Here is a 5,083-nt window from a genome sequence, read left to right as displayed (position 1 = left end):
CGCCGCCGCCCGCGCCGCCCACGGCCTGGGCGAGCGCACCACTGTCGCCGAGGTGCTGGACGAGATGGCCGTCATGCTGGAGCGGGTGTTCGAGACCAAGGGCGTCGAGATCGACTGGCGCGCCCCCGACGACCTCGCCTTTCTGGGCGAGCGTCAGGACTTGCAGGAGATCTTCGGCAATCTGATCGAGAACGCCGCCAAATGGTGCCGCCGCCGGGTCCGCATCTCGGCCGGGCCGTCGACGCCGGGCCAGATGATCGCCGTGGTCGAGGACGACGGCCCCGGCCTGCCCGCCGACCAGCGCGACACGGCCCTGAAACGCGGCACCCGCATGGATGAGGACACGCCCGGCACGGGCCTGGGCCTGTCGATCGTCGACGAACTGACCCGCGCCTACGGCGGCCGCGTCACCCTGGCCGACAGCGACATGGGCGGCCTGAAGGTCGTGCTGGAGCTGCCCGCGGCGGAGGGGTGAGGGCGAGGAAGCGCGGAGGGCCCTTCGCTAAGGGCGAACCGCTAGGCGCCAAGTTGCGACCAAGGCGATAGCTTTTCGTGCGATGTCCAGCCTGTGCTCGTCGCTGGTTTCGAACTCGATCCGATCACGTTCGATCTCTGAGAGATACTCGGCGATCTGTGTTTCTGTGGAGCCGGATCGCACCAACCTCCAGAATTCGGGCAGATAGGCTCGATATTCATCGTCAGCCGATCCCTCCATGTCCGAAACACCAATGGGATCCCACTGACGAAACAAGAGGCGATCCAGAGTTTCGTAGGCGCACGCATCTTCAGCGCTGAATTTCGTTCCCATGGGGTCAGCTTGCAGTCCAGAGCTTATGTCCGCAACGGGTGGGAAGCAGACGCTAACGAACTTCCCATCGAGCAAAGGCGTAGTAGCTATCACCAGCCGGGGGAAAGCTGCCATCGGTGCACTGCGCAGTCGCTCTGAGCTGAACGCGCGTCGCCCATGCGCCGAACGAAGAACCCGGTTCCGACTCATCGACCAGACTGCACGCCGTCGTTACGCCACCTTCGCCTAGGTCGCATTTCAACAGCGCCCATCCCTTGCCCTTCCCATCGATGGGCATCGTCGTCACTAGGCTTTGCGGCACTCGCCTCCGGAGCTCGGCAGGGCACCAAAGCCGAGATCCTGTCGCTAGGTCACGCTCGGATAGTTCACAGACGGCAGGTTCAGGCCGCAGTGCGGCAGGCGGTGCAGATTGATAGACAGTGAACAACATCGTGGCGATGATCATCGGTTCTCCTAAGTTCAATTCGCCAAAGTCCGCTAAGGGTGGTTAGCGGACTCCCCCATCCCGTTGGGGTGCCACAGCTCTGTAGAGCCGATCCTCTTGTCCAAAGATGATGCTGATACTGCGGGGGCCGCTTCGTTCGCTGCAGTCGAGCACTACGGCACGCTCACCAACCCACAGCGCTCGACCTTTGCAAGAAGGGATCGCGGGCTGAAGATAGAGTTGGGCGTCGGCGGAATAGCCGCGCGCCTCATACCTCTTCACGGTGTAGGCGACTGTCTGGCCCAAGGTGAGGGCGGCGAGGATAGCGGCGGCGATGGCTGCGATGCCGGCGCGCAGGCTCCTTTCTCTATGAAAACGCAGAGCGGGTTGACCGAGCAGACCCACCAGCACGAAGCCGCTCGAGGACACCGCAGCCGCTGCGCCTTGGTCGGCTTCGCCTTGGGATAACCCCCAGAGGCCCAGGGCGAAAACAAGGGCGGCGATGATGAGCGCAATCCGGCCAAACCAGCGCAACCGCCCTCTAAAACCTCCGATGACCCTAGCGGCCAGCAGCGCCATTGCCAAGGGAATGGCAAAGAAGAGAAGCGACAGACCCGACATTACGACGTCAGTGACCGTTGCGAGTTGGAGGAAGTTCAGACCCCAACGATCAAATACCGCCTGATTTGCGAATATTGACACGGCAAACGATGCGGCGGTGACGACGGAGAAAAACTCAGTCAGCCGTTTGGCAAGCTGAAATCCTCCTGATCGACTAACCGGGACGCTGGTCGGCGCTGCGGGCTTCCTGACGTCAGATGCTACTTCCCTGCCTTGCTGCAACTGGTCCGTCATGATTTCCCCGATCAATGAGGAATGGTAGCCGAAACTGCGGCGCTATGAGAAGCGGGATCGACCGGTTCATAAGTGGCGACGGGTCTGACGACACTCGATTTATTACAACGTCAAGCCATCCCGATGAGCCGCTCGACGAAGTGGTGGCTTTTGCCACGGTGTAGTGTGCCAACGCCGACGGCGCCGCCGACATCGTCCGAATGAGAAGTCCGCAACGGGTCGTGAACCGAAGTTCGCTTAAGGGTGGGAAGCGGTCATCAATCTGCTAGTTTCGTCGTCGCGTTGGGGGGCCGGATGGAAAGACGCATCGGTACTGTAGGCAAGGCCTCGGCAGTCACCGCTTCGCTGCTATTAATCGTGACAATGGTCGGAATAGCTCTCCCTGTTCCGGGGCAGAGAATGGATGGTCCGTTGGGGGCAGATTGCATGCTCATGGCGCAGGCGTTGCGCAGCACGCCTCCTCCTTATCGCGTGATCGGTTCAGATCGTGCCTGCGACTGGCGGGGCTTGGGGTTCCCACATGCCGTGGCATACGAACAACTTGCTCCTGGAACGGAGAGCGGGGGCAGCACAGTCGAAGCCCCGAGATACAGCCTTGGTGGTTTTAGAGCTGAGGTCGGAGTTGGTGTGGTTCTGGCGGCGCTTGCCGGCTCGGGGCAGGACTGCACTTTTTACCGCTTCTGGGGCATGTGGCATCGCGCAAGGTGCGTGGATACTTGGATAGCATAACGTCGCTAAGCGTCATGAAGCGAAGTTCGCTTAAGGGTGGTTAGCGGACCCGATGGTCAGTCAGAAACCAAGCGATAAGTGGCGTGGCTTTCGATCCATTCACCCTGACGCCGATCTTTCCAGACCTTCGGCTCGGGAGTGAAATCGCACAGTTCGACGTGCACGGTCTCGGTCGGCTCCCATTTCGCATCGGCATACCGAAGCTGGAGCACGACCGTCGAACCAGACAGGCTTTCGCCACTGATTGGTTCGTCGAGCTGGACCACGACGGCACGCGATCCATTCTGACCCGGTAAGAATTGGGTCACTGTGCCAAGAACCGATGCTCGACCGGACAGCCAAGCGGAATTGGGTTCATAGCCGCCGCCAAGCTGCAAACGGTCCCCTATAGTCAGGCTATCTTGGGTAGACATCGGGGACATTGGATTGCTGTGCTCATGTCCGCAATGGGTCGACAGCTGACATTGGGCCTAAGGGGAGGAAGCGGACGTTGCGGTTAATCGCTCAGTTCTGGAATGAGCGTGCTGAGCGTTGCGCCGGGGGTCCAAAGCGCAGCATTCCAGCCGCGCGCACGTGCGGCTTCGACGTTCTTTGCGGTGTCGTCGATGAAGGCGATCGCTGACGCGGGCAGGCCCACGCGTTGCTCGACCGCCGCATAGAAATCCTGTGATGGCTTCGAAACGCCAAGCTGCGCGGCATAGTGGATGTCGTCAAACCGATCGCGAAGCTTGAGCCTGTCCCACAGATAGGACGCGCGTTCATGCTCCTGAACGGTCGCCAGGTGCAGCGGCACGCCTGACGCCCGGACCTCGGCCAGTTGCAGCAGCAGAGCTTCGTCCAGATGGGCGTCGCCTTCAAACCAATAGCGGATCAGCTGATCACAGCTGACATGCGGCGCGACGTCCGCGAGCGCGGGCGCCAATCGGTCCCGCAGCGTTGCGCGGCCATGAACGACGTCGTCCCACCACGGCTTGAAGAAGCGGTCTTGCAGCGCTTGGCGCGGAACACCCAGATCCTCCTCAATGCGAACGGATCATCCTGACGGATCAGGGTGACGAACCACGACGCCATCGACATCCACCATCAAGACGGTCGGCTTCATCAGACCTGCAACCCATTGCATCAGAGAAGGAGCTATTCTGCGGGTTTGCAGTCTGGCCGCAAGAGACGCGAAACGAGGTTCACTCAAAGGGCGGGCGATCCTGTCCACGCTATCGATCACGCCTCAAAATCCCCTGTTAACCCGCGACGGCGCACTCTCGGCGCCGTGGCCGTGAATCTGTGCGGCCGGAGGAGTGGGAATGGCGGACCTGTCGGTCGCCCAGAGGGCCGCCTTGGCCCAGCTGATCGAACGGTGTCCGGACCGGGTTCTGACGCAGCTTTCGGGGCTGGCGGGAACGATGGCGGGCGACCGGGCGGCGGACCTGCGCGACATGATCGAGGTCGAGGCGCTGGATCGGCGTCGCCGCAACATCGCCTTCGGGCCCCTGTTGCCTCTGTTTCAGCCCCGCGCCGATGGCCTGCCGGGTCTCGGCTTTCCGCCGGCGGTGCTGGGGCGGCTGTGGCGCAGCGCCACCCGCAACGAGCCGGAACTGCTGCCGCAGCTGGATCGCGCTGACGACCTGTCGCGCATGATCGCCGACCGCCTGTGTCTCAGCGCCGCCTTCGCCCTGCGCGACCGGGCGGGCGAGATCTGGCCGGAGGATGCGTCTGGACAAGCGCAGGAGCTGGCGGCCTGCCTGGATTTGGCGGCGACGGCGCGCAGAGCCTTGCCGCACCTGCCCGACTGGATCGGCCGTTCGGGGCCGGAAACGGCGGCTGAGCTGAAGCTGGCGCTGCGCCAGGCGGCCGGGATCGCCCCCGACGGGGCCAGCCGCCTCCTGGAGATCATTTTCGCCCATCTGGAGGATGCGCGCCTGATCCTGCGCGTCGCCGCCCTGGCCGCGCCGGGCGGGCGCGAGCTCAGCGCCGAGACGGCCTTGGGCGAAAGCGAGCTGGGCCTGTTCGTCGACCGCATCCTGCTGGCCTTGGCGCGTCGGGCCGCCGAGGCCGCCGCCTTCGACCCGGCCGGGGGCGAGGCCGACCTGGACGCCTTCAAGGCCGATCTGGACTGGTGCGCCGAGACCCTGGCCGAGATCGACATGGCCCTGCCGCTCAAGGCCGACAGCGCCTGGGGCAAGGCGGTGCGGCAGGCGCGGCTGAAGGTGGCGCTCAGCCTGTCCGAACGCTTCAGCGCGGCCGAGCGGGCGGTGGACGCCGTCCTGCCG

At 63.5% G+C, this 5,083-nt stretch carries 6 protein-coding genes; 2 read left to right on the top strand and 4 right to left on the bottom strand.

Annotated features, from left to right (window positions below):
• Positions 1–475: ATP-binding protein (locus tag BDIM_RS00700; RefSeq protein WP_040344459.1), on the top strand; the 475-nt coding region annotated here is incomplete at its 5' end.
• A 27-nt stretch (positions 476–502) separates the two neighbouring features.
• On the opposite strand, the gene BDIM_RS16725 is transcribed toward BDIM_RS00700, so the two are convergent.
• From BDIM_RS16725 to BDIM_RS00680, 4 genes are all read right to left on the bottom strand, one after another.
• Positions 503–808 (bottom strand): hypothetical protein, encoded by a 306-nt coding sequence (locus tag BDIM_RS16725; RefSeq protein WP_088491649.1) that lies wholly within the window; start codon positions 806–808, stop codon positions 503–505.
• A 487-nt stretch (positions 809–1,295) separates the two neighbouring features.
• On the bottom strand, positions 1,296–2,087 hold the full coding sequence (locus BDIM_RS00690) for a hypothetical protein (RefSeq protein WP_244911879.1): 792 nt from the start codon (positions 2,085–2,087) through the stop codon (positions 1,296–1,298).
• 785 nt (positions 2,088–2,872) lie between these two features.
• Positions 2,873–3,229, bottom strand: coding sequence for a hypothetical protein (locus tag BDIM_RS18240; RefSeq protein WP_211205953.1), 357 nt, complete (start codon positions 3,227–3,229; stop codon positions 2,873–2,875).
• Positions 3,230–3,312: 83 nt separating this feature from the next.
• A complete protein-coding gene (locus tag BDIM_RS00680; RefSeq protein ID WP_003163642.1) occupies positions 3,313–3,738 on the bottom strand; it encodes an HAD family hydrolase in 426 nt (141 codons plus the stop codon).
• A 379-nt stretch (positions 3,739–4,117) separates the two neighbouring features.
• Here BDIM_RS00680 and BDIM_RS17735 point away from each other — a divergent pair.
• On the top strand, positions 4,118–5,083 hold a 966-nt coding region (locus BDIM_RS17735), incomplete at its 3' end, for a hypothetical protein (protein ID WP_040344457.1).

The sequence above is a fragment of the Brevundimonas diminuta ATCC 11568 genome (genome assembly GCF_000204035.1).
Lineage (GTDB): Bacteria > Pseudomonadota > Alphaproteobacteria > Caulobacterales > Caulobacteraceae > Brevundimonas > Brevundimonas diminuta.
Note: the sequence above shows the minus strand (reverse complement) of the source record. Positions and strands in the feature narration are given on the sequence as shown.